The sequence below is a fragment of the Natronobeatus ordinarius genome (genome assembly GCF_024362485.1).
GTDB lineage: Archaea > Halobacteriota > Halobacteria > Halobacteriales > Natrialbaceae > Natronobeatus > Natronobeatus ordinarius.
Genome location: NZ_CP101456.1, coordinates 113,267 through 135,785, shown reverse-complemented (window position 1 = coordinate 135,785; position 22,519 = coordinate 113,267). Strand labels below are relative to the sequence as shown.

The window sequence follows — 22,519 nt, the reverse complement described above, 5'->3', positions numbered from 1 at the left end:
ACCGAATCGTTCCCATGGACCGAAAGGAGTTTCGCGACCTCGCCTCGCCGGCGGCGGCACGGGAGGCGATTCGCTCGCTCGCCCTCGAGGGCGGTATCGATCGCGTCTCCCTCGAGAACGCTCGCGGGCGCGTACTGGTGACCCGAATCGACGCCGAGATCGACGTACCGGGGTTCGATCGCTCGAGCATGGACGGTTACGCCCTTCGCGCGCGGGACACCTTCGGCGCGGACGAGGCCGACCCGGCCCGGCTCGAGCTCGTCGGCGAGGTGCACGCTGGCGCAGAACCCGACGTCGAACTCGAGGAGGGCCAGGCGGTCGAGATCTCGACTGGGGCGGTAATGCCGTCGGGGGCCGACGCGATGGTGCCCGTGGAGCGAACGGACCGGGCGAGCGGCGAAGCCACGAGCAGCGACGGCGATGACGTGCTCGTCCGGACGAGCGTCGCGCCGGGGGACAACGTGATGTTCGCCGGGGCGGACGTCGCGGCGGGCGAACGCGCGCTGGGCCCCGGGACGCAGATCACGCCACGAGAGATCGGCCTGCTGTCGGCGCTGGGTATCGACGAGGTGCCCGTTCGCTCGAAGCCGCGCGTCGGCATCGTCTCGACCGGCGACGAACTCGTTCGTCCGGGGGAAGAACTCCAGAGCGCCCGCGGGGAGATCTACGACGTCAACAGCTACACGATCGCCGCGGGCGTCGAGGACGCGGGCGGCGAGGCCGTGGTCTACCCCCACGCGGGCGACGACATGGACGAAATGGAACGGCTGCTCCGGCGGGCGGCCGAGGAGTGTGACCTCGTGTGCTCGTCCGGCTCGACCAGCGCGAGCGCGGTCGACGTGATCTACCGCGTGATCGACGAACAGGGCGAGCTGTTGCTCCACGGCGTGAGCGTCAAACCCGGCAAGCCGATGCTCGTCGGCCGGCTCGAGGGGTCGGCGTACGTCGGCCTCCCCGGCTACCCTGTCTCGGCGATGATGGTCTTCCGGACGTTCGTCGCCCCGGCCATCCGCGAGGCCGCGGGGCTGGCCGAACCCGAGACGGCGACCGTCGCCGGGACGATGGCAATCCGGGAACGATCCGAACAGGGACGGCTCCGGCTTGCGCCGGTCGGCCTGGTCGAAGACGGCGACGGAGGGACGCTCGTCTACCCCGTCGACAAGGGCAGCGGCGCGACGACGAGCCTCGCCGAAGCCGACGGCGTCGTCGAGATCCACCCCGACATCGACTATCTCGAGGAAGGCGAGGCGGTGACGGTGTCACTCTTTTCCCCAGACGTCCGGCCGCCCACCCTGTTCGGCGTCGGCGAGGACGACCCCGCGTTCAGCCGCGTGCTCGACTCGCTGTCGAACCCCCGCTACCTCTCGATCGGCTCTCGGCCCGCCCTGCGACGGCTGCGCGAGGGCGTCCCGGACGTCGCCGTCGTCGCCGGCCCGCTCGAGCGCGCGGTCGACGCCGAGCCCCTCGGCACCTGGAGCCGCGAGTGGGGGCTGCTCGTCCGCCCGGGCAACCCCGACGGGATCGAGGGGCTCGCCGACCTCGTCGACCGCGACCTCCGATTCATCAACCGGACGACCGACTCCGGGCTGCGGGCGAGTCTGGGTGCCGACGTCGCGGCCCTCGCCGACCGCCGTGGCCTCGAGCGCCACGACGTCGTCGGATCGATCGACGGCTTCGACCTCGGTCTGCGCGCCCACGAGAGTCCGGCCCGGAAGGTGATCGCGGGCGAGGCCGACGCCGGCCTCGGGCTGCGGTCGACCGCCGAACGACTCGACCTCGAGTTCGTTCGCCTGGGTGACCAGGAGGTGCGACTGCTCGCCACTCCCGACCGACTCGAGAAGCCGGGCGTCCGGGAACTCGAGGACGCCCTCGACCGAGCGAATCTGTGAGCACTCGGTAGTGTTCGTCGTCGATAGCTAATAGTGCCTGACTGTCAAGTCACTCGAAGTAGAGGTTATACGCTCGAGTGGTGTATATCCCCCGATGTCGACGATCGCCGAATTTCGTCTGCCGGCCGAAGACACGGTACTCGCGGCCACGTTCGACCGCGCCCCGGAGGCGACGATCCGGTTCGAGTCGTCCGTCTCGAGATCGATCCCCGGGCTGTGGATCGACGGCGTCGACCGTGAAACGATTGAGGCGGGGTTGGACGCCGATCCAACCGTCGACGCGGCCGAACTGCTCGTCGCCTCCGACGAGGGCCTCCTCTACGACGTCACGTTCCCCGACGACGCGCGAGCCATCTTCGAACTCCTGCTCGCCGACGGCGGCGCGCTGCTCGAGGCGCGTGCCACCAACGGCTGGTGGGCGGTTAGAATGCGGTTTCGAGACCGCGACGACCTCTGTGAGACGCACGAACGGCTCCTCGAGCACGGCGTCAACGCCGACGTTCGCCGCGTCACCGACCTCACCGAGACCACGGCGGCGCACTCGCGGTTGACGCCCGAACAGCAGGAAGCACTCTCGGCTGCGTTCGAGCAGGGCTACTTCGAGATCCCCCGCGGCATCTCGATGGAGGAGCTGGCCGGCGAACTCGGCATCTCCCACCAGGCACTCTCCGAGCGGCTCCGCCGGGCGTACGAGACGCTCGTCGACGAGGAACTCCAGCCGTCGAACGACCAGGTAAACTCGCGGTGAGCGGACGCCGATCCAGCGACCGTGTCCGACGGGGGATGCGTGCATGTACGAGACGACTGCGACGGGCGACCCACGGTACCCGATCACTGACGGTCACGACGACGTACACGTGCCGGTGCGTTGATGTATCGTCGACCCGATTCGGTAGGTACGACCAGCATGAGCCGCGAGATCGATCGGCGAACGGTCCTGCACGCCACCGCCGCGGTCGGTTCGCTCTCGGTCGCCGGCTGTGCCGCGGTGTTCGAGGACGATGGCGAGTTCGACGACGGCGACCTCGAGACGGTCGTCGACGGCCTCAGTCACCCCTGGGCGATCGCCTTTCTCCCGGACGACGCTCGGCTCCTCGTCACCGAGCGCAACGGGACCCTGTCCCTGCTCGACCGGGACGAGGGCGACCTCGAGTCGGTCGACGGGACGCCGGCAGTGTACACCGAAGGCCAGGGCGGGCTGCTCGACGTGACACTCCACCCCGACTACCCGGACGAGCCGTGGGTGTACCTGACCTACGCGGCGACGAACGACGCCGGCGAGTCGACCACCCACCTCGGCCGGGGCCGACTCGAGCCCGACGAGGGTGACCTCGAGGCGTTCGAGGAGCTGTTCGTCGCCGAGCCGTTCGTCGACTCGGACGGTCACTTCGGCTCCCGTGTTGTCTTCGGCGAGGACGACAGGCTGTACGTGACCACCGGCGACCGCCAGTTCAAAGACTTCGGTCCGGACCACGTCTCCCAGGACACGGCGAACGAACTCGGGGCGACGCTTCGACTCGAGCCCGACGGCTCGATCCCCGAGGACAACCCGTTCGTCGACGATGACGAGGTCGAGGACGCGATCTACAGCTACGGCCACCGGAACGCCCAGGGGATGACCGTCCACCCCGAGACGGGCGAACTCTGGCAGAGCGAACACGGCGAGGAGGACGGCGACGCACTCTTCATCGTCGACGCGGGGGAGAACTACGGCTGGCCGATCGCCCACACCGGCTGTGAGTACAACACCGACGAGCCGGTCGGTGACGACCCCTTCGAGCGCGACGACGTCGTGGATCCGGTCTACTACTGGGAGTGTGGCAGCGGCGGCTTCCCGCCGTCGGGGATGACCTTCTACGACGGTGACGCGTTCCCCGACTGGGAGGGCGATCTCTTCGTCGGCAACCTGGCGGGGCAGTACCTCGGCCGGTTCGCCGTCGACGGCACGGACGTCGAGGAACTCGAGCCGCTGCTCGACGGCCGCGGCTGGCGGATTCGAGACGTCGCGGTCGCCCCCGACACGGGCTCCCTCTACGTGGCGGTCGACGACGCCGACGCGCCGATCGTTCGGCTCGTGCCCGAGTGAGCACGAGTCGACGGCCGAACTCGAGACCGGTAACCGAACTCGAGCCGATCAGTCCTCGAGGTCGTCGACCAGCGCGTCAGCGACGCCGGTGTACGACTCGGGAGTCAGCGCGCGGAGCTCCTCGCGAACGTCCTCGCTCACCTCGAGGTCGTCGAACAGCTCGCGGAAGTCTGTGAGCGTAACGTCCCGGCCGCGGGTGAGCGCCTTGACCTGCTCGTAGGCGTCTTCCTGGCCTTCGCGGCGGAGGATCGTCTGGACGGCCTCGCCGATGATCTCGGGCGTCGACTCGAGCTCCTCGGCCATGACGTGCTCGTTGGGGACGACCTTTCCGAGGCCCGCGGTCGTTTTCGTGTAGCCGATCAGGCAGTGGGCGAAGGCGGCGCCGATGTTGCGCTTGACGGTCGAATCGGAGAGGTCCCGCTGGAGCCGGGAGGTGGTGACGTAGTCGGCGAGGAAGGTGAGATCCGAGTTCGCCTTCGAGAGGTTCCCCTCGCTGTTCTCGAAGTCGATCGGGTTCACCTTGTGGGGCATCGTCGAGGAGCCCGTCTCCCCTTCCACCGCTTCCTGACCGAGGTACCGATCGGAGACGTAGAGCCAGATATCGAGGTCGAGGTCGAGCAGGACGTCGTTGGCCCCCCGGAGCGCGTCGAACAGCGCCGCGAGGTCGTCACAGGGGTTGACCTGCGTCGTGAGGGGCTCGAACTCGAGGCCTAGGTCCGTGACGAACGCTCGCGCGAACGCCGGCCAGTCGACGTCGGGGTAGGCCGCGACGTGGGCGGCGTAGGTGCCCGAGGCGCCGCCGAGTTTCCCGCGCAGGTTCTCGGTGGCCGCGTCGATCCGACCCGTCGCCTGCCCCAGCCGGGCGGCGTAGACGGCCATCTCCTTGCCGAACGTGGTGGGTGTCGCTGGCTGGCCGTGGGTCCGTGCGAGCATCGGCACGTCACGGTGCTCGCGAGCCATCTCCTCGAGTGCGTCGCGGACCTCGTAGAGGGCCGGCAACAGCACCGCCTCGACGGCGTCGCGGACGAGCAGCCGGTGAGCGAGGTTGTTCACGTCCTCGCTCGTCAGCCCGAAGTGGATCCACGGCGAGGCGTCGCTGCCCTCGGGCAGGTGGTGGCGAATGAAGTACTCGACGGCTTTGACGTCGTGGTTGGTCGCCTCGAACTCGGCGTGGCCCTCGACCTCGAGTTTCTTGATCAGCCTGGCGTCCTCCTCGGCGAAGCCCTGATAGAGGCTGCGAAGCTGCTCACGCTCGTCGTCGGCGAGGGAAAGCGGCGTCTCCTCGAGCTCGGCGAGCGCGATGAGGTACTCGACCTCGACGCGGACGCGAGCGCGCATGAGCGCCGCCTCGCTGGCGTAGGGCGACAGCGGCGCGGTTCGACCGCCGTACCGGCCGTCGACGGGCGAGACGGCGTACAGCGCGTGGGTGTCGGTCATGGTCGTGGCTGGCCCGCGGCGGCGCAAAAGCGTGTCGAAACGAGCCGCGAGAATGTGCACGCTCGAGCCTGTTTCCAACCGTCTGTCGGTGTGGTTGAACACGGACGTGTACAAACCCGCGCTCGAGACCGCAACCGCTTTCCCGCTTGCGGGCGCCCGCTCGAGTATGACGCGCATCGCCGGCATGGCCGGAAACCGGGGGCGTAACCTGCTGAACATCGAGACACTCTCGCCGGGCGGGGCCGAACTGGCCGTCGCCCTCACGAACAACGACGACGCGCCGGTGCTCGAGGCCGCCGCCGACCGGGGGATTCCGACGGAGGTCGTCCCCCTCGAGGATGGGATGAGCCGCCACGAGCACGAGGAGGCCGTCCTCGAGGCCCTCTCCGGCTACGACTTCGATCTCGTCTGCCTGGACGGCTACATGCGCATCCTCTCCGATACGTTCCTCGAGGCCGCGCCGACGACGCTGAACGTCCACCCCTCGCTGCTCCCTGCGTTCCCCGGGATGGATGCCTGGGGCGACGCGCTCGAGGCGGGTGTCTCCGTCACCGGCTGTACGGTCCACGTCGTGACCGACGCGACCGACGACGACGGCGCGGTGCTCGAAGACGAAGTCGACATGGGCCCGATCGTCACCCAGGAGCCGATCCCCGTCTACGAGGGCGACGACGCGGCGTCGCTCAAAGAGCGCGTCCTCTACGAGGGCGAGTTCCGCGCCTACCCGCGGGCCGTCAAGTGGGTCGCCGAGGGCGCCCTCGCGGTCGACCTCGAGGCGGGCGAGGTCACGGTCGACGCCGACGTCGCCGACGAAGCGGGCGGCCTGCCGGCGCGGCGAGTGGTCTCGAGCGATCGCCTCGACACGCTTCGCTACGGCGAGAACCCCCACCAGGACGCGGCCGTCTACGCCGACTACACCTGCGACGAGGCGAGTGTCGTCCACGCCGACCAGCTCAACGAGGGTGCCAAAGCGCTCAGCTACAACAACTACAACGACGCCGACGGCGCGCTCAACCTGATCAAGGAGTTCGACGAACCCGCCGCGGCGGTGATCAAACACACCAATCCCGCCGGCTGTGCGACCGCGGACACCCTCGCAGAGGCCTACGAGAAGGCCCTCTCGACGGACCCGATGAGCGCCTTCGGCGGCATCGTCTCGCTGAACCGCGAGTGCGACGCCGAGACGGCCGACCTGATCGTCGACTCGTTCAAGGAAGTGGTCGTCGCGCCCGGCTACAGCGAGGGGGCGCTCGAGGTCCTCTGCGAGAAAGAGAACCTGCGCGTGCTGGACGTGGGCGAACTCGGCGATGCCACGGAGCGGTTCACCGAGAAACCCATCGTCGGCGGCCGGCTCGTCCAGGAACGCGACGACCAGTCGATTTCGGTCGACGACCTCGAGGTCGTCACCGAGCGCGAGCCGACCGAGGCGGAACTCGAGTCGATGGTCTTCGCCTGGCAGACGCTCAAACACGTCAAGTCCAACGGCATCCTCTTCACGAAGGGGACCGAGACCGTGGGAATCGGCATGGGCCAGGTCAGCCGCGTCGACGCCGTCCGGCTGGCGGCGATGAAAGCCGACGAACACGCCGAGGGCAAGGACGCCGAGGGGGCAGTGATGGCTTCGGACGCCTTCTTCCCGTTCCCGGATGGCATCGAGGAAGCCGCGAAGGCGGGCATCGGGGCTGTGGTCCAGCCCGGCGGCTCGGTCAACGACGAGGACGTGATCGCGGCCGCTGACGAGCACGGCATGGCGATGGCGTTTACGGGACAGCGAAGTTTCCGACACGACTGAACGTCGGGGAGGTGGAGCCCACTCGAGAAGCGGACGACACGACTTGCTGTTCACGCGATTCTACGACGATCGGTTCTCGCTGACGACGTGCCGGGCTGGCGCCTCCACTACTCATTCGACGCTCCCACTACACTGTCGACTCTGGGACGGGGTGTTCGAACAGCCGTTCGTCGGTTTCCTCACAGATCGCCGCGACGACGTCGTGGGACTGACAGCAGGACTCGACCGTCTCCTCGCGGAGGACGACGTCCCCGCCGCTCGTCGGACACGTCTCGAGGAACAGTCGCAGGCCGTTGAGCAGTTCGCCGCGTTCCTGTGGCTCGTAGCCGTCCCAGTCGCCGTCCCACGACTCGAGGATGCTGGCGGCGGCCACGTCGGCGACCAGCGCAGGCTGTGACGGCCACTGGCCGACGAGGCGGCCGTCGCGGCGAAGCGTCTGCGCCTCGTCGTGCGATTCGATCTCGAATTCGTGTTCGTCGGCGTCGAGGCCGAAGGCGGCGGCCGCGTCGGTCGCGTCGATCGCGTCAGGTTCGATCTGCTCGATCTCGTCGAACCAGGCCGACTCGAACTCGTCGGTCAGACAGAGGTCGTCGACCGCCGCACAGGGCTCGAGGACGTCCAGCTCGAGGAAGTACGCTTCGGGCGTCTGCGGTCGATCGCTCGGCTCCTCGCCGTCGTCGACACCGTCTTCGGGCGTGGTGGCGACGGCCTCCTCGGGTTCGTCCGAATCGGTCGACGGGGCCTCGACTGGACCGAACCCGCCGCGAATCGTCGGCTCCGGTTGCTTTCCGAACAGCCGGAGGACCGACGGCGGGAGATATCGCTTCGTCAACGCGGGCGTCCCGGGTACGAGGTAGCCACGAAGGTAGATTAGTGCCGCCGAAATTCCCGCGGTGAGGACTCCGGCGCGCCTGGATCGCCTGGCGACGGCGACGCTGAGGACGCCTGCGATGACCAGGTTGACGACCGTACACGGAACGCAGCGATTTTCGCCAGTGTACTCCGGCTGGCGAATCGGTTCGAGGATCGATTTTTTCATCACTGCTGAGAGATGATCGCACCCCTCATTTCATTTTCGGTGTCCTGGACTGGTTGGAACGAAAACAATCGGCCGAGCGCACCGCTCGAGGCTGTCGTCGGAAACGGAGACCACCAGTCCGAACGATGTGCGGAGACCGACGATCAGTCGTCGGCGGGAACGGCTCGAGTGGTCGACGCGGCCATCTCGAGCACGTCGTCGAAGAAGTCGAGGGTGTCCTGGGGGCCGGGGTTGGCCTCGGGGTGGTACTGGCGGGTGAGGACCTCACAGCCGACGCCGTCGAGGCCTTCGATGGTGTCGTCGTTGACGTTAAGCTGGGAGACCTCGAGGTTGTCGCCGGGCTCGTCGACGGTGTAGCCGTGGTTCTGGGTGGTCATGACGACCCGGCCGGACTCGAGGTCGAGGACAGGCTGGTTGACGCCGCGGTGGCCGAAAGCCATCTTCTCGGTGGTGCCGCCGAGTGCGCGGGCGACGATCTGCTGGCCGAGGCAGATGCCGGCGACGGGGAGTTCGTCGACGAACGTCTCGACGAGCGAGACGGCTTGCTCGTAGTTTTTCGGGTCGCCGGGGCCGTTCGAGACGAACAGGATCTCGGGGTCGACGCCGTCGACGTCTGCGGCGGTCGCGTCGTAGGGGAAGACGTGGACGACCGCGTCGCGGTCGACCAGTGAGTCGACGATCGAGCCCTTGACGCCGCAGTCGATCAGCGCGACGGTCGGGCCGTCGCCCTCGGCGTTGTGGACCTCGGATTCGGCGACGCTGACCTGCGCGCCGATCTCGGTGTGGTCGCTCATCGCCGTGCAGGCCTCGAGTTCCGCGAGCGCGTCCTCCTCGGCGACGTCCTCGCCGACGGCGATCCCGCACTTCATTGCGCCCTCTTCCCGGACGTCGGTGACGACGTCACGGGTGTCGAGGTGGTCGACGGCCGGGACGCCCTCCTCGGTGAGCCACTCGGTGACGTCGTCGGTCAGTTCCTTGGCCAGCACGGCTCGGGGGTGGATCCGGTCGGACTCGAAGCGTTCCTCACGAACGCCGTAGTTGCCGATCAGCGGGTACGAAAAGGTCAGGACCTGCTCCTCGTAGGAGGGGTCGGTCAGACTCTCCTCGTATCCCGTGTACGCTGTCGTGAAAACCAGTTCCCCACGAGCTGTCCCCGGAGCACGACCACGCCCCTCGAGTACGTGGCCGCCTTCCAGTGCTACGTAGGCCGGTGTCATTACGAGATGCGTACTTGTGCCGGCGGTATAAGTGTTGTCTTCGAAGCTGAGTTACGAATTTCGTAATTGTCAAGTGAACCCCGCGCGAACTCACGTTCCTCTATGGACGACCTGGACCGACAGATCCTCGATATCCTGCGGCGAGACGCCCGGACGCCGTACACCGAGATCGCAGACGAGGTCGGGACGAGCGAGGGGACGGTTCGCAACCGCGTCGAGCGGATGACCGAAGAGGACGTCATCGAGCGCTTTACCATCTCGACGCGGACGGGAAACGTCAAGGCGATGATCGAGGTCGGCGTCGCCGTCGACGTCGATACGGCCCGGATCTCCCAGCGGATGGCCGAGTGGGAGGAAGTCGACTTCGTCTGGCAGGTCTCGGGCGAACAGGACGTCGTCCTCGTCGTCGACGCGGCCGACACCCGCGGGGTGAACGAGCTGATCACGCAGGCCAGAGAGCAAGACGAGGTCGTGAGCACGAAGACGCGGCTGATCCTCGACGAACAGCTCGGCTAATCGCCGGCCGCTGACTCGGTTGTGAGGCCGTGAGAACGTGATCGCCACGTCACAGTAACTCGTTTCAGCGAACGCTCCCCAGTAGTTGGAGACACTTTATTTACCAATACATGGTGGTGGCATTAGATATCTGACCAGAGCTCTTATCACTGTTCCCACTAGATGTGGGAATATGGTCACGGTGGACTCAAAGGGACGAGTCGTCCTCCCACAGGAGGTTCGAGAGCGGCTCGGAATTACGCCTGGGACGGAAGTAGAGATCCACGAAGAGGGTGGAAAAGCGATCGTTGAACCTGAAGACGATCCCGAACAGATTATCGAACGCATGGAGAACCTCGTTGCACAAGCGGCTTCAGACCGAGGGGAGACGATCCCAATCGACGAAGAAGTCGATCCAATTACCCAGAGACACCGGACTGCTGTTCGAAGAGGCGCAGAGAAAGGCAGCGATGAGTGAGACGAGTGGCCCGTATCTTTTCGGTGTAGGGGTGATCGCGCTCGCCCATACGGAGACGCCGGTTCGTGATGCTGCGCTCTCATACGTCCGAGATGCCATTGCTGGTGAGATAGAGGCCGTCGTGCCATATCCTGCGTTATTCGGCGCGCATACCGTCCTGACGACGTACTACGGACAGTCAAACACGGATGCGTCTCGGCTGCTGCAAAACTTCATGGACGCGAAACGCATCCACTGGTATGACAGGATGCCCGATGACGTCGTTCGAGGTGGGTTTTCTCGGTCGAGTGATGCCAATGTTAACGGATGGGATGGATACTACGCTCACGTCGCGATTGACGAAGGGGTAAACACGGTGTTGACGATCGACGACGACTTCGAACGGTTTGACGAGTTCGATACCGAGATTATTCTCTCACCCGCCGAATTTAGCGAACTGAACCAGTTTCTCGAAAACTGACGCTGCTTCACTCTACCTGAAGAAACCGTTACCAACTACTATTGCAGTCGATCCCGTAAAGGTCGTCGTGTGCCCCGAACGGACCACCCGCCAGTTCGCCTCGGGATCGTCACCGGCGAGGAGCGACCGCGGCTGAGCGACGACGGCCGGGCGCTGGCGGCGGCACTGAACGGCCGCGGCCTCTCCGCGGAACCGGTCGTCTGGACGACCAGAGACGACTGGTCGACGTTCGACGCCGTGCTCGTCCGGTCGTGCTGGCGGTACTACGAGCGCCCGGACGCCTTTCGCAACTGGATCGCCACCGTCGAGCGGGCGGCCTCAGCCGTGTTCAACCCCCCTGACGCGCTCCGGTGGAACCTCCACAAATTCTACCTTCGAGAACTGATCGACCGCGACGTCGACGTCCTCCCGACGGCGTTCGTCGAGCGCTCGAGCGACCGCTCCCTCGAGTCGATCCTCCGCACGCGCGGCTGGGAGGAGGCGGTGGTCAAACCCGCCGTCGCCACGAGTTCGGCGGGAGCGTTCCGAACTTCGCTCGAGTCGGCAGTGGCGGACCACCAGTAGTTCGAGGCGCTTCGCACCGATGGCGACGTCCTCGTTCAGCAATTTGCCCCGGAGATCCACGAGGGGGAGCGCTCGCTCGTCTTCTTCGGCGGCGAGTTCAGCCACGCGACCGTCAGCCGTCCTACCGGGGACGACTTCCGCGCCCACCCCGACTTCGGCGTCACGATCGAGCCGTACGAGCCGTCCCCGGACGTCCTCGAGGCGGCGGGCGACGCCCTCCGGGCGGCGTGTGACGCGATGGGCCTCGAGCCCGAACGACCGTGCTACGCCCGCGTCGACGGCCTCGAGCGAGGGGGCGCGTTCGAACTGATGGAACTGGAACTGATCGAACCGTACCTCGGGCTGGTTCGGAGTGGCGCTGTCGAGCGGTTCGCCGACGAGATCGAGGCGGCGCTCGCCCCCGAGCAGACGACCCGGTGATCCCCATGATGAACGACGATCTCCCCGAGACCGACGCCGCATCGACGACCGAATCGCTCCCCCGAATCGGAATCGGGACGTACGACGTTCCCCCGGACGCGTGCGAGCGAGCAGTGACGACGGCACTGAACCTCGGCTACCGCCACGTCGACACGGCAGAAATGTACGAGAACGAGGCTGCCGTCGGCCGCGCGCTCGAGGCCGCCGACGTCGAGCGCGAGAACGTCTGGGTCGCGACCAAGGTCCACTCGCGCAACCTGGCCTACGAGGACGTCCTCGAGGCCGCTCGAGCGAGTCGCGAGCGCCTCGGCGTCGACGCCATCGACCTGCTGTACGTCCACTGGCCGATCCGGGCGTACGACCCCGAGGAGACCCTCGCCGCGTTCGACGAACTGTACGGCCGGGGCGAGATCCGCCACGTCGGTCTCTCGAACTTCACCCCGTCGCTACTCGAGGAGGCGCTCGAGTACCTCGACGCCCCGCTGTTCGCCCATCAGGTCGAGTGTCACCCGTTGTGTCCCCAGAACGAACTCCGCCGGTACGCCCGCGAGTACGATCACCACCTCGTCGCCTACTCGCCGCTGGCGAAGGGGGCGGTGACCGACGTCCCCGAACTGATCGAGATCGCCGACGCCTATGACGCCACGCCGGCACAGGTCGCCCTCGCGTGGCTGCTGTCGAAGGAGTCGGTCGTCGCGATTCCGAAGTCGACCACCGAGGCACACATCGGGGAGAACCTCGAGGCCCGCCGGCTCGAGCTCGACGACCGGGCGCTCGAGCGAATCGACGGCCTCGAGCGCCGAGAACGGCAGGTGGACTTCCCCGACGCACCCTGGAACCGGTGAGCGGCGGATGAGGATGACCGCTACAGTAAACCCGACTCCGTTCCAATGGACGCGTGATGCTCGAGAAGAACGTCGGCGGCGCAGATCGCACGCTCAGATTCGTCTTCGGGGGACTGTTGCTCGCCGTCGCGGCTCGAATTGGACGGAAGCGCCCCATCGGCCTCGCCGCTCTGATCGTGGGCGTCGGGCTGCTCGTGAGCGTCCTCACCCGACGCTGTACGATTAACGCGTTGCTCGGGATCAACACCTGTCCGAACCGCGATTGATTCGTCGCGTTCGAACTCGAGACGGGGCTGATGGCTGGGCTGTCGACCACCGTCGTCCCCGTGAGCGCGGCCCCTATATAAAGACACGATAGTTTTCGCCAGCAGCTACTCGCGAGTCGTCACCGACCTAGCGAGTATGGAATCCGACTCGCCTAACGCACAATCCCCGCTGGACGCGGATACCGCTACCTCGAGCGATCGCCACTACGCGGCCCACCTCGAGCGCAGCCGACGGGTGTGGGATCGCTGGAGTGACTGGTACGGCATGAGCGAGCGAGACTTCGAACCGATCCGGGAGGCGGCGATCGATCGGCTCGACCTCGAGGCGGGCGACCGCGTCCTCGACGTCGGCTGCGGACCGGGGGTGAACTTCGCGTACATTCGGGAGCAAATCGGCGCGGATGGGCTGCTCGTCGCCGTCGATTACAGCCCGGGAATGGTCGAGAACGCCAGAGCGCGCGTCGACGAGCACGGCTGGGAGAACGTCGAGGTCCATCGCGGCGACGCGACGACGGTCGACTTCGACGAGCGGTTCGACGCCGCCACTGCGACGCTCTCGCTTGGTGTGATGCCGGACGCCCGCCGGACGCTCGAGAACGTCCATCGGCTGCTCCGTCCCGACAGCCCTCTCGCCGTGGTGGACGTCAGGCCCGCGCCGAGCGGGCCCGTCCGGCTCCTCAACCCGCTCATCTGGCGCTTCTTCCGCTGGTACGCCAACTGGAACCCCGACAACGACGTCGTCGAGTCGCTCCGGGCCGTCTTCGAGGAGTGCGAACTCGTCGAGACCTCCCTCGCCGGCACGTCGTACACGGCGATCTGTCGGACGGCCGGTCCCCGGGACGACGACCGGTGACCGCCGACCGACCGCCGCTCCCCGACGGGAACGACTACGTGCACTCGAGCGCGTAGTCGGGTCCATGCCCACCACGACGCACACGATCCCGGTTACCGACGACGAGTCGGTCGTCGCGGTCCACCACGAGGCCTCGTCCGATCGCTGGCTCGTGTTCTGTCACGGCTTTCTGAGCGACAAATCGGGCAGCTACGAGCGACGGTGTGAGCGAGCCGTTTCGAAGGGGTACAATGCGGTCCGGTTCGACTTCCGGGGCTGTGGCGACTCCGACGGCGCGTTCGCCGAGCAGGGGCTGAGCGAGAAGCTCGCGGACTGCTCGAGCGTCGTCGACCACTTCGCCCTCGACGCCTACGCCCTCTTCGGCTCGAGCTTCGGCGGCAAGGTGGCCTTCCACGCCGCCGCCCGCGACGACCGGGTCGAGGCGGTCGTTACGCGGGCGCCCGTCACGTTCAACCGGTCGTTCGACGAGTACCGGTCGGTCGTCGACCGCGAGAGGGAGTGCCGGTTCGACGACGGCCGGCGGATCGATCGGGGCTTCTTCGACGACCTCGAGCGCTACTCCTTCCCAGCGGCCGCGACCGAGATCGACGTCCCCGTCGCGATCTTCCACGGCGCGTGCGACGAGTCGGTCGACGTGGCCGACAGCGTAGAGGCGGCCAGGCTGCTCGGCCGTGAGACCGACGTGTTACTCGAGACGGTTGCCGAGGAAGGACACCTGTTCTCCGCCGCCGCCGAGGAGCGGCTGCGCCGGCGGACGTTCCACTGGCTCGAGAGCTGGTGATGTCACGACCGGGCCGGTAGGCTTGCCACGCCTCACCGGAACTGCAGGAACCGCCGGTCGTCGGCCCGCTCGCCGGTCGCGGGGTAGACGACGATGAAGTTCCCCTCGGTCAGCGTCGAGACGCGCTTGGGAAGCGTCTGTAGCGCTGTGTCCCACCCCATCGTCCCCCGGCGGGCGCTCATCGCGACGACGAGGTCGGTATCGCGAACCTCGTCGCGGAGGAACTCGAGCAGGTCGCTCCAGTCGTCGACGGGTTCGAAGCTGACGGAGACGTCGGAGCCGATCCGCTCGAACAGCTCCGCGGACCGTTCCGCGTCACCGTCGACGCCGATTCCGCGAACGGGTGCGCCGACGTGGTCGGCGATCCGCTTGACGTGGTGGACGGCCTCGGCAAACCCCTCGTTGTGTTCGATCCCCGGTGGCAGGAGGAAGAGGACGTCCGTGGTGATGTTGATCGGCTGGCGGACGTGCGAGACCAGCACGAGCTGGTCGGTCCGCACGAGCACCCGGTCGATGACGGCGCCGAACACCCGCTGGCGGCGCGAAGCCGCGCCGTCCCAGCCGATGACCAGCGCCGTGATCCGGTTCTCGAGGGCCGCCCGGACGATGCCCGAGGCGACGTTGTAGTCGACGCGGGTTCGGCGCTCGACGGGGACGTCGGCGGCGGCACCGTACGCCGCGGTGTCCTCGAGTGTCGCCTCGATCGCGGCGACGTCGGCCGCCGCCCGGGAGCCGGGTCTCGTGACGGTGAGCGTGTACAGGGGCTCGGCGTCGTCCTCACGGACGATCAACGCGAGGTCGAGCAAGTGCTCCCGGTAGCGGGAGTCACGCGAGAACGGGACCATGACGCGCTGTGGTTCGTCGCCGGGATCGTACGCCCGCTCGGCCTCGGCTCGAGCGATGCCCCGTCCGTAGCGGTCGACGACGGCGGGGCTGAGGACGCTCACGACGAGGATCATCAGGATCGTCGCGTTGAGCACGTGCTCGTCGAACAGCCCCACGTCGAAGCCGATGAGGACGATCGCCAGCGCTGCGGCAGCCTGGCCCACCGAGAGCCCGAACATCGTCATCGCCTCGTCGCTCGAGTAGCCGGAGACGCGCGCGGTGAGCCAGGCGGCGGCGTACTTGGTGACGACGACGAGGGCGACGAGCGTGAGCGCGATCGAGATCGTCTCGAGCCCCGCAGCCAGCACGCGGACGTCGACGAGCATTCCGACCGAGAGGAGGAAAAACGGGATGAAGAAGGCGTTGCCGACGAACTCGATGCGGTTCATCAGCGGCCCCGACTGGGGGACGAGCCGGTTGAGCACGAGCCCGGCGAGGAACGCGCCGACGATGGGCTCGACGCCCGCGACCTCCGCGAGGTAGGCACAGCCGAACAGTACGACCATCACGAACAGGAACTCGAAGTAACTCTCCTGGTCGACGGTCCGGAAGAACCACCGGCCGAGTCGAGGAACGACGAGCCAGACGCCGAGGAAAAAGAGCGCCAATCCGACCGTGAGCTCGAGCCAGAAGTCGAGACCGACGTCACCTCGGTCGGCAGCGACGACGACCGCGAGCACGAGCAGCGCGAGGGTGTCGGTGAGGATCGTCCCACCGATCGTCACCGTCACGCTTTCGTTGGTCGCGATTCCGAGGCGGCTGACGACCGGATAGGCGAGCAGCGTGTGGGAGGCGAAGATCGAGGCGAACAGCGCGGCGGCAGGGAGCGAGAGGTCGAGGACGGCGTACCCCACGACCGTGCCGACGACCTGTGGAACGACGAACGAGAGGAGCCCGAACGTGACGCTCCGCGCTCTCGACTCGACGAATCGGGCGAGGTTGATCTCGAGACCCGCGACGAACATGAGGTAGACGATCCCGACCTCGCCGAGCAGGACGATGGTGTCGTCGCGCTCGAGAATCCCGAGCGCGTTCGGGCCGATCACCGCCCCGACGACGATGATCCCGACGATGCCCGGGAGGCGATACCGCTGGAGGACCAGTGGGGCGGTGAGGAAGACGAGCATCGCCAGTCCGAAGATCAGGACCGGGTCGTCGACGGGGAACGTGGCTGTCAGAATCATCGATCGGGATCGACGTCACCGGCGTGGTCGGTCGGGCGGCATCGGTCTCGAGTCGTGTACGGCATCCACCACGAGCGTGATAACCCTGTGCGTTGGAGACGTCGGGCACCGGCCGGTGTGTTGCCCTCGAGTCGCGACGAGGGGGTTCAGCCCCGCCAGTGATCCGAGAGCTTAGTATCATGGCTGCCGTCAAACGGGACGATGGACCACGTTCTCGTCCCGATGGACGACTCCGACCCCGCACGGACGGCGCTCGAGTACGCCTGCGAGCGCTACCCGGGTGCCGAACTCACCGTCTTGTACGTGGCCGAACCGACCGAGTCGGGTGTCTACACGTCGATGACCGGCGGGCGATCGGACCACGGGGAGCGCCGGGCTCGCGCCGAGGCGGTGTTCGAAACGGCTCGCGAGCTCGCAGCCGAGTACGACCGGACGGTGTCGACCGAACTGTTCGCCGGCGACGCCGCCCGGGCGATCGTTCAGTTCGCCGAGGAGGCTGCTGTCGACCACGTCGTGATCGGCAGCCACGGCCGAACCGGAGCGAGCCGCGTCCTCCTGGGGAGCGTCGCCGAGACGGTCGCCAGACGGTCGCCGACTCCCGTCACGATCGTCCGCTGACCGTCGCCGTCGGCGAGCGGTACGATCCGGATCCGGACTCGATCGACGAGTGATACGGTCTGTTGTAATTCGTTACCGGTGATCGCTCGGACGGGGCGGCGATCACCGGTAACACGTTATACCGATCCGTATGAGGCCGACGACTGAACTGCCGCCCGTGACGGTGGTTGGCGATACTGGTTTTACGAACCGCTCCGTTGCTGTGGGTATGCACGACGCGACACGGGACGAAGTGACACACGAGAACGCCACCCAGAAGGTAGTCGCCGTCGACGCCGAGGATAACGAACTCGAGGTCGTCAACCGACTCGAGGCTCACACCGACGACGGGATCTGCCACCGGGCGTTCACCGCGCTGGTCTTCGACCGTGACGACAACGTCTTACTCGCCCAGCGTGCCCCCGAGAAGCGCCTCTGGGGGACCTACTGGGACGGCACGGTCGCCTCCCACCCCGATCCCGGCCAGTCCCAGGAGGAGGCGACTCGCCAGCGCCTCGAGGAGGAACTCGGGATCACGCCCGACCAGTATACGGATCTGCGGGTAACCGACCGGTTCGAGTACAAACGCTACTTCGAGAACGAGGGCGTCGAACACGAGGTCTGTTCCGTCTTGCAACTCACGCTGACCGATCGCTCGCTCGAGCCGAACGAGGCGGAGGTCGCGGGCCTGCTGTGGGCACCTTACGACCGGCTGCACCGTCACCCCGAGTGGTACCGACAGCTCCGACTCTGTCCGTGGTTCGAGATCGCGATGCGCCGGGACGTCGAGTGATCGCCCCGCCAGCAGGGATCGGTGTCCTGTACCGTCGTCAGACTCGTGTATGACAATCACTGGCAAGGCTTATTACGCCCCACTCCGTAGCGTCGGCCGAGGACCAACGAAATCGGTCCGTTTCACATGACGTCTCCGCAGGAAACCGAAACCCACGACGTTACCCTCTCCAGAACAGAACGGTGGGTCGTCCACCACGTCCTGACCGCACGTGCCGACGACCTGCTCGACGACGGTGAGTCCCCGCCCGAGTGGATCGTCGAGTCGTTCGAAATACTCGAGTCGGGCAGCGAAACGTTCACCCGCTCCCAGACGCGACAGCTCTCCGACGCCCTGCAAGCGTACGCGAACGAAGACGACACCCCGGGCGAGGACGCCACGCTCGCGTCGTCGATCGCCGATCAGTTCGAGGCGGAACTCGAGGCGTCCTGATCGCTCCTCGGCTGTCCAGTGCGTTCCGATCGATTTGCCGTCATCGTAGTCGCGCCAGCACCGGAATCGCCTCGAGTCGCTCCGCCTCAAGCAGCGACCAGTCGATTCCGGCCGGCTTCTCGCCCCCGTCTGGACGCACGACCCGCTCGGGCGTGACGAGCAGGTCCATCGGCACGTCGTGGTCGTCGACGGGAACCGCCTCCTCGACCACCTGTCGTTCGTGGACCGTCGTCGCCACCGGCGTCGCCGAATCGACGAGGTCGAACTCGGCCAGCACCGCGTACTCGAGGTCGCTGTACCCCTCCCCTTTCCCGACGCGAGCGCCGGCTTCGGTGACCGCCACGCTCCCCGAAACGATCAGGTCGATCTCGGGCACCTCGTCGGGCCCCACGGGAACGCCGTGTGTCGAGGAGCCTGAGACGGTCGTCGCCGCGTCGTAGTCCTCGAGTTCGGCCGGATCGAGCCGCAGGAAGCACTTCTCGTCACGGAGTCGAGGGACGGCCATGTACACCGTCTTCCCCGCCCGGAGCGCCCGTCGCCGGACCGGGAGCTGTGGCGCGTCGGGATTGGCCTTGATCGTCTCCGCCGCCTGCCACTCGGGCTGGTCGGCGAGCCGGTCGGACGCCTCATTCGCGCCGGCGACGTTCGGAATGCGCCCGTGTGGCGGAAACGGAAACCGAGCCTCGCCCGATGCCTCGAGGTCGTCCCACACCCGTTCGCGGAGGGTCTGTTTGTCCATCGTGGCCTCGAGGTTCGTCGGCTCGGAAGTAAGGCGTTGTCACTCCTCGGTGTCGTCCTCGCCGCCGTTCGCCAGTGCCGCCAGTCGCGTCGCCTCGGGGACGATGATCGCCTCGCTCGCGAGGGTCGTGGCGTCGGCGTTGTTCGGCAGACAGAACACCGGGACGCCGTCGGCGACGCCGGCGAGCGCCCGGCTACTGACCATCCGGGTACCGATCTCCATGTAGGAGAGTTCGTGAAACAGGTCGAGAAACGCCGGGAGCTCCTTGTCGATCAGGGGTCGTACCGCCTCGAGCGTCGCGTCCTCGGGTTCGACGCCCGTTCCGCCCGTGGTGACGACGAGGTCGACGTCGCTCCGGTCGACGAGCCGGGAGACCTTCGATTGAACGTTGTCGTAGTTTCGGGCGATGAGCTCCCGCGTCACGACGTCGTGCCCTGCCGCGTCGAACACGTCCGCGATCGCGTCGCCCGCGGGATCCGCCTCGAGTGACCGCTCGGAGCTGATCGTGACGACGGCTGCACTGACCGTCCCGGAATCGTCCGTCGGCTGGTCTGCCATGCCGGCCGTTCGTCCTTCTCCGGCAAAAGCAGTCACCACTCGAGTGTGGGCCACCCTCGTCCGGGCGACGGAGTACCGTACTCGTGGAAACGAGTTACACCCGGTCACAGCCGAGCGGTCGTGACCGGGTGTGCGATGACGTTCAACGGTTACTACAGCAACCAGCGGCGGTTCGAACCACGGGAGTTCGACGATCGACGTATTAGGATTCGACCATTGCCACCTCCACCACCATTTTGTACCGTCTCACCGTCTCCCCGGACATGCAGGCCGTCAAAATCACCGAGCACGGCGACACGGACGTCATCGAATACGGCGAACTCCCCGACCCCGAGGTCGGCCGCGACGAGGTACTCGTCGACGTGAAAGCCGCCGCGCTCAACCACCTCGACGTGTGGACCCGCCGCGGGTTGCCGGGAATCGACCTCGAGATGCCCCACATTCCGGGCAGCGACGGCGCGGGCGTCGTCACGGAAATCGGCGCGGACGTCACCCGATTCGAGGAGGGTGACCGAGTGGCGCTGTCGGCCGGCGTCGGCGACCTCCGGATGGACGACCCGACCCTCGATCCGAACTACCACATCATCGGCGAGCACGTCCCCGGCATCCACGCCGAGTACGCCGCCATCCCCGAAGACAACCTGATTCCGGTTCCCGACGGGGTCGACTGGGAGGTCGCGGGCTCGAGTTCGCTCGTCTTCCAGACGGCCTGGCGAATGCTGATCGAGCGGGCGGAGCTCAAGCCCGGCGAGAAGGTTCTCGTGCTGGGCGCGAGCGGCGGCGTCGGCCACGCCGCCTTACAGATCGCCGACTACGCGGGCGCAGAGGTGTACGCTACCGGCAGCTCGGAGGAAAAACTCCAGTACGCCGAAGACCACGGCGCAGACCACGTCTGTAACTACGAGGAAGAGAACTTCGCGAAGTGGATCCGTGCCGAAACCGACGGTCGGGGTGTCGACGTCGTCGTCGAACACGTCGGCGCGCCCACCTGGCGCGACTCGATCAAGAGCCTCACGAAGGGCGGCCGGCTGGTCACCTGCGGCGGTACCGGCGGCGGCGCGCCCGAGACGGACATCCCGCGGATCTTCTGGAATCAGCTGTCGATCCTCGGCTCGACGATGGCCACGCCCGGCCAGGTCGACGACGTGATGGAGCTCGTCTGGGACGGGACGTTCGAACCCGCCATCCGCGACGTGCTGCCGATGAGCGAGACCGCCCGCGCCCACGAGATGCTCGAGAACCGGGAGGGCTTCGGCAAGGTCGTCGTCCGCCCCGACAGCGAACTCTAAGCGCGTCCCAGCAACCCGGTCCGGTATCGGCCACCACGAACGTGTTTTTCAGCTGAATGTAAAAGCCTATAATCTGCCGTACGTGACGGTGGCGAGTAATGAGTTCTGGAGAGGCCGGGGCCGACGAGTATGGCCGGAACTCGCACGTACACACGTCGGTCCTGTTGATCGTCGCCGTCCTCTCGGCGACGTGGTTCGTCCTCAGCGTCTACCGGATCTCCTTTTCGGTGGCGCTTCCGGACGTCCTCGAGGTAACGAGCGTCACGTACACGGGCGTTAGCTTCCTCTTCGGCGCGCTGTTCGTCGGCTACGCGCTGAGCCAGTTTCCCGCCGGCGTCGTCGCCGATCGGGTTGGGGTAAAAACGGTCCTCGCAGCGAGTGCACTCGTCGCCAGCGTCGCCCTCGCCTCGGTTTCCGTCGCCGTGAACTACGCTCACGTCTTCGTCGCGCTGTTCCTGATCGGGGCTGGCATCGGGAGCTTTCGATCTGTGAGTCAGATCGCGGTCTCGACGTACGTTCCAGCGCGGTTCGAAGGTCGCGCACTGGGGGTGCTCACGGCTGCGGAGCCGTTCAGCTACGTCGTCGGCCCTGTCACCGTCGCGCTCTTGATCGAAACCTACAGCGTCTACACGGCACCGCTGGTGCTCGCGCTCGCCCCGGTTCCGTTCGTCGCGCTCATCTACTCGAGACGCCCGCTCTCGGTCTCGGCGAACACTTCGGGGATCGACGCCCCGTCGTTTCGACAGGCGAGCACGACGCTCAGGACGTCGCTTTCCCGGACGGATACGCTCTTGCTCCTCGGCCTCGGCACGTCGTTTTCGGCGACGACGAACGCACTCGTCGCGATCCTGCCGTGGTATCTCGTCGAAACTACGTCGCTCTCACTGACATACGGCAACCTGTACGCCGGTGGGATATTCGCGGTCGGGGCGATCGCTGCCCTGCTGGGCGGTGCGTTCCGGGATCGCGTCGGAGCGTTCCCGGTCCTCCTCGTCGGCTTCGGGACCGCCGCTTTTACCCTCGCGTTGCTCGTTTCGGTCTCCGCCGTTTCCCACCTCCTCGCTGCACTCGCGCTGTTCAGCCTCGGGCTCAACACTATCCTTCCCGCTCGTGACCGGGTGATCAACGCCCACGCGAGAGCGTGTTCGGGGACACACACCGGGGCGATGATCGGGGGGCTGCGCTCGCTGTGTTATCTCGGTGGTGGTCTGGGTGCCGTCGTCGCCGGTCTCACCTTCGCGAGCTTCGGACTGACCGCTGGCTTTGGCCTCCTGATCGCCTACCTGCTCTCGGGCGGACTCTGTTCGGCGGCCCTCTGGAAGACCGGCGGCGGAGGCTGACCGGCCGACCCGCACTCGAGGGCACCTTCGACGGTCCGAACGACATTCGCGCCCTCGAGATCAGCGAGGGGATCGAACTC

The 22,519-nt window shown here is 66.9% G+C and carries 24 protein-coding genes; 18 read left to right on the top strand and 6 right to left on the bottom strand.

What is annotated here, in order from left to right; all coding sequences use genetic code 11:
• Positions 1-14: 14 nt before the first annotated feature.
• The 3 genes from NMQ09_RS00715 (at position 15) to NMQ09_RS00705 (ending at position 3,975) form a co-directional block, all read left to right on the top strand.
• A complete protein-coding gene (locus NMQ09_RS00715; protein ID WP_255192550.1) occupies positions 15-1,889 on the top strand; it encodes a molybdopterin biosynthesis protein in 1,875 nt (624 codons plus the stop codon).
• A gap of 94 nt (positions 1,890-1,983) precedes the next feature.
• Positions 1,984-2,637, top strand: coding sequence for a helix-turn-helix domain-containing protein (locus NMQ09_RS00710; protein WP_255192549.1), 654 nt, complete (start codon positions 1,984-1,986; stop codon positions 2,635-2,637).
• A gap of 159 nt (positions 2,638-2,796) precedes the next feature.
• Positions 2,797-3,975, top strand: a complete 1,179-nt coding sequence (locus tag NMQ09_RS00705) for a PQQ-dependent sugar dehydrogenase (protein WP_255192548.1) — start codon at positions 2,797-2,799, stop codon at positions 3,973-3,975.
• A gap of 48 nt (positions 3,976-4,023) precedes the next feature.
• On the opposite strand, the gene purB is transcribed toward NMQ09_RS00705, so the two are convergent.
• Positions 4,024-5,412, bottom strand: a complete 1,389-nt coding sequence (gene purB, locus NMQ09_RS00700; protein ID WP_255192547.1) for an adenylosuccinate lyase — start codon at positions 5,410-5,412, stop codon at positions 4,024-4,026.
• 166 nt (positions 5,413-5,578) lie between these two features.
• Here purB and purH point away from each other — a divergent pair, with 166 nt between their 5' ends.
• Complete coding sequence (gene purH / locus NMQ09_RS00695) at positions 5,579-7,204, top strand: bifunctional phosphoribosylaminoimidazolecarboxamide formyltransferase/IMP cyclohydrolase (protein ID WP_255192546.1); 1,626 nt, start codon at positions 5,579-5,581, stop codon at positions 7,202-7,204.
• 127 nt (positions 7,205-7,331) lie between these two features.
• Here the strand turns inward: purH and NMQ09_RS00690 are convergent, their stop codons facing one another.
• A complete protein-coding gene (locus NMQ09_RS00690) occupies positions 7,332-8,243 on the bottom strand; it encodes a DUF8054 domain-containing protein (protein WP_255192545.1) in 912 nt (303 codons plus the stop codon).
• A gap of 143 nt (positions 8,244-8,386) precedes the next feature.
• The gene (gene carA, locus NMQ09_RS00685; protein WP_255192544.1) at positions 8,387-9,460 is read right to left on the bottom strand and encodes a glutamine-hydrolyzing carbamoyl-phosphate synthase small subunit; all 1,074 of its coding nucleotides are present in this window, start codon (positions 9,458-9,460) and stop codon (positions 8,387-8,389) included.
• A 102-nt stretch (positions 9,461-9,562) separates the two neighbouring features.
• Here carA and NMQ09_RS00680 point away from each other — a divergent pair, with 102 nt between their 5' ends.
• From NMQ09_RS00680 to NMQ09_RS00640, 9 genes are all read left to right on the top strand, one after another.
• Positions 9,563-9,976 (top strand): Lrp/AsnC family transcriptional regulator, encoded by a 414-nt coding sequence (locus NMQ09_RS00680; RefSeq protein ID WP_255192543.1) that lies wholly within the window; start codon positions 9,563-9,565, stop codon positions 9,974-9,976.
• Between the two features lie 172 nt (positions 9,977-10,148).
• Positions 10,149-10,433: an AbrB/MazE/SpoVT family DNA-binding domain-containing protein gene (locus tag NMQ09_RS00675; RefSeq protein WP_255192542.1), complete on the top strand. Its 285-nt coding sequence runs from the start codon at positions 10,149-10,151 to the stop codon at positions 10,431-10,433.
• Entirely contained in the window at positions 10,426-10,893 is a 468-nt protein-coding gene (locus tag NMQ09_RS00670) for a hypothetical protein (RefSeq protein WP_255192541.1), read from the top strand. The genes NMQ09_RS00675 and NMQ09_RS00670 overlap by 8 nt, the downstream gene beginning before the upstream one ends.
• A 69-nt stretch (positions 10,894-10,962) precedes the next feature.
• Entirely contained in the window at positions 10,963-11,457 is a 495-nt protein-coding gene (locus NMQ09_RS00665; protein ID WP_255192540.1) for an ATP-grasp domain-containing protein, read from the top strand.
• A 237-nt stretch (positions 11,458-11,694) separates the two neighbouring features.
• The gene (locus tag NMQ09_RS00660) at positions 11,695-11,877 is read left to right on the top strand and encodes a hypothetical protein (RefSeq protein WP_255192539.1); all 183 of its coding nucleotides are present in this window, start codon (positions 11,695-11,697) and stop codon (positions 11,875-11,877) included.
• A gap of 5 nt (positions 11,878-11,882) precedes the next feature.
• Positions 11,883-12,722, top strand: coding sequence for an aldo/keto reductase (locus NMQ09_RS00655; protein WP_255192538.1), 840 nt, complete (start codon positions 11,883-11,885; stop codon positions 12,720-12,722).
• Positions 12,723-12,778: 56 nt separating this feature from the next.
• On the top strand, positions 12,779-12,988 hold the full coding sequence (locus NMQ09_RS00650; RefSeq protein ID WP_255192537.1) for a YgaP family membrane protein: 210 nt from the start codon (positions 12,779-12,781) through the stop codon (positions 12,986-12,988).
• A 136-nt stretch (positions 12,989-13,124) separates the two neighbouring features.
• A complete protein-coding gene (locus NMQ09_RS00645) occupies positions 13,125-13,841 on the top strand; it encodes a class I SAM-dependent methyltransferase (RefSeq protein WP_255192536.1) in 717 nt (238 codons plus the stop codon).
• 64 nt (positions 13,842-13,905) lie between these two features.
• Complete coding sequence (locus NMQ09_RS00640) at positions 13,906-14,622, top strand: alpha/beta hydrolase family protein (RefSeq protein ID WP_255192535.1); 717 nt, start codon at positions 13,906-13,908, stop codon at positions 14,620-14,622.
• A 32-nt stretch (positions 14,623-14,654) separates the two neighbouring features.
• Here NMQ09_RS00640 and NMQ09_RS00635 read toward each other — a convergent pair whose 3' ends face one another.
• Positions 14,655-16,691: a cation:proton antiporter gene (locus tag NMQ09_RS00635; RefSeq protein ID WP_255192534.1), complete on the bottom strand. Its 2,037-nt coding sequence runs from the start codon at positions 16,689-16,691 to the stop codon at positions 14,655-14,657.
• A 201-nt stretch (positions 16,692-16,892) separates the two neighbouring features.
• Between NMQ09_RS00635 and NMQ09_RS00630 the strand changes: the two genes are divergently transcribed.
• The 3 genes from NMQ09_RS00630 to NMQ09_RS00620 all read left to right on the top strand — a co-directional run bounded on the left by NMQ09_RS00630 (position 16,893) and on the right by NMQ09_RS00620 (position 18,513).
• Positions 16,893-17,309: a universal stress protein gene (locus tag NMQ09_RS00630; RefSeq protein ID WP_255192533.1), complete on the top strand. Its 417-nt coding sequence runs from the start codon at positions 16,893-16,895 to the stop codon at positions 17,307-17,309.
• Positions 17,310-17,517: 208 nt separating this feature from the next.
• Positions 17,518-18,081: an NUDIX hydrolase gene (locus tag NMQ09_RS00625; RefSeq protein WP_255192532.1), complete on the top strand. Its 564-nt coding sequence runs from the start codon at positions 17,518-17,520 to the stop codon at positions 18,079-18,081.
• 126 nt (positions 18,082-18,207) lie between these two features.
• The gene (locus tag NMQ09_RS00620; RefSeq protein WP_255192531.1) at positions 18,208-18,513 is read left to right on the top strand and encodes a DUF7853 family protein; all 306 of its coding nucleotides are present in this window, start codon (positions 18,208-18,210) and stop codon (positions 18,511-18,513) included.
• 40 nt (positions 18,514-18,553) lie between these two features.
• On the opposite strand, the gene NMQ09_RS00615 is transcribed toward NMQ09_RS00620, so the two are convergent.
• Positions 18,554-19,252: a 5-formyltetrahydrofolate cyclo-ligase gene (locus NMQ09_RS00615; RefSeq protein ID WP_255192530.1), complete on the bottom strand. Its 699-nt coding sequence runs from the start codon at positions 19,250-19,252 to the stop codon at positions 18,554-18,556.
• 39 nt (positions 19,253-19,291) lie between these two features.
• Positions 19,292-19,810: a MogA/MoaB family molybdenum cofactor biosynthesis protein gene (locus NMQ09_RS00610; protein ID WP_255192529.1), complete on the bottom strand. Its 519-nt coding sequence runs from the start codon at positions 19,808-19,810 to the stop codon at positions 19,292-19,294.
• A 263-nt stretch (positions 19,811-20,073) separates the two neighbouring features.
• Here NMQ09_RS00610 and NMQ09_RS00605 point away from each other — a divergent pair, with 263 nt between their 5' ends.
• The gene (locus tag NMQ09_RS00605; RefSeq protein WP_255192528.1) at positions 20,074-21,099 is read left to right on the top strand and encodes a zinc-binding dehydrogenase; all 1,026 of its coding nucleotides are present in this window, start codon (positions 20,074-20,076) and stop codon (positions 21,097-21,099) included.
• Between the two features lie 98 nt (positions 21,100-21,197).
• Positions 21,198-22,439 (top strand): MFS transporter, encoded by a 1,242-nt coding sequence (locus NMQ09_RS00600; protein ID WP_255192527.1) that lies wholly within the window; start codon positions 21,198-21,200, stop codon positions 22,437-22,439.
• Positions 22,440-22,519 lie beyond the last annotated feature (80 nt).